The sequence below is a fragment of the Streptomyces sp. NPDC002130 genome (assembly GCF_040296465.1).
In the GTDB taxonomy this organism is placed as follows: Bacteria; Actinomycetota; Actinomycetes; order Streptomycetales; family Streptomycetaceae; genus Streptomyces.
In genome coordinates this window covers 1-1016 of the sequence record NZ_JBEOXI010001301.1, presented here as the reverse complement: position 1 = coordinate 1016, position 1016 = coordinate 1, and the positions used below count along the sequence as shown (strand labels likewise).

2 protein-coding genes and 1 pseudogene are annotated in these 1016 nt (G+C 64.0%); 1 reads left to right on the top strand and 2 read right to left on the bottom strand.

What is annotated here, in order from left to right; genetic code table 11:
- Window positions 1-181: 181 nt before the first annotated feature.
- The gene (locus tag ABT116_RS50465; RefSeq protein WP_296555903.1) at window positions 182-547 is read left to right on the top strand and encodes a pyridoxamine 5'-phosphate oxidase family protein; all 366 of its coding nucleotides are present in this window, start codon (window positions 182-184) and stop codon (window positions 545-547) included.
- Between the two features lie 95 nt (window positions 548-642).
- Here ABT116_RS50465 and ABT116_RS50460 read toward each other — a convergent pair whose 3' ends face one another.
- Window positions 643-909, bottom strand: coding sequence for a hypothetical protein (locus ABT116_RS50460; protein ID WP_351648605.1), 267 nt, complete (start codon window positions 907-909; stop codon window positions 643-645).
- 14 nt (window positions 910-923) lie between these two features.
- A pseudogene (locus tag ABT116_RS50455) lies at window positions 924-1016 on the bottom strand (deoxyribonuclease IV); the annotation flags it as partial.

Below are 1016 nucleotides of genomic sequence, written 5' to 3'. Positions count from 1 at the left end.
CCGAGCGCGTGCGAACCAGGCGCTGGCCCGCCACAAGCTGGGCGAGCAGACCCCCAAGATCGAGATCTGACGCGTCCACTCCACCCGAGAAGGCCCGGTCCTCACCCAACGGCGAGGACCGGGCCTTGTCCGTTCAGAACCGTCGATTGGTGAACGGCGCACCGACACCGATACTGGGACCGTGACTATCGCGGATACACCTTGCGTGTGGTTGACCACCCTCCGAAATGACGGCTCGCCGCACACGACTCCGGTGTGGTTCTTACTGCGTCGGAACACATTCTGGATACCGAGCGCAGAGCAGAATCGGAAGGTTCGGAACCTGCGGGACGATCCTCGGGTCTCGTTGGCCGTCGACGGATCCGCCGGCGATCCGTGGGTCGCACAGGGACTCGGGACAATTCATCACGACGTCGGCGAGTTCGGCGATCTCCTGAGACTTTTCGGCGAGAAGTACGCCGGCTGGGATGCCGCGGACGAGACTCCCGACGGCCCGCGGGTTCTCCTCTCGGTCCCGGTGACGCGGTGGCTCCTTCGACCAGACTGACAGACAGTGCCGGTTCGGCCCGAAATGTCGTGAATGACATACTTGTAGTTCATCTCTCGCAGAAATGGACTCTCACACATGGCACGCACGGCACATCACAGGCGCGGCATCACCGGCGTCACCATCGGCATTGCTGCCGTGATCGTGCTGGGAGGTTGCGCGAACTCCAACGCCGACGCGCCCGAAACATCTTCTCTCGGTTCAGGAATCGGATCCGGTGTCACGACGACGGCGGTGGCCGAAGCCTCGACGCCGTCTTCCGCTGCAGCTGAACTACTGGCGCAGATCCCGATCAAGGGACGCGCACCCAAGACCGGATACGACCGCGCGCTGTTCGGCACCGCTTGGACGGACGACGTCACCGTCGAGTTCGGTCGCCGATGTGGCCGACGCCGATGTTCTCGTGCCGGTCCTTGTGCGCGCCCACGACGTCCTTGGAGTCGTTGGCGTGGATCAGCTTCAGCCGGCC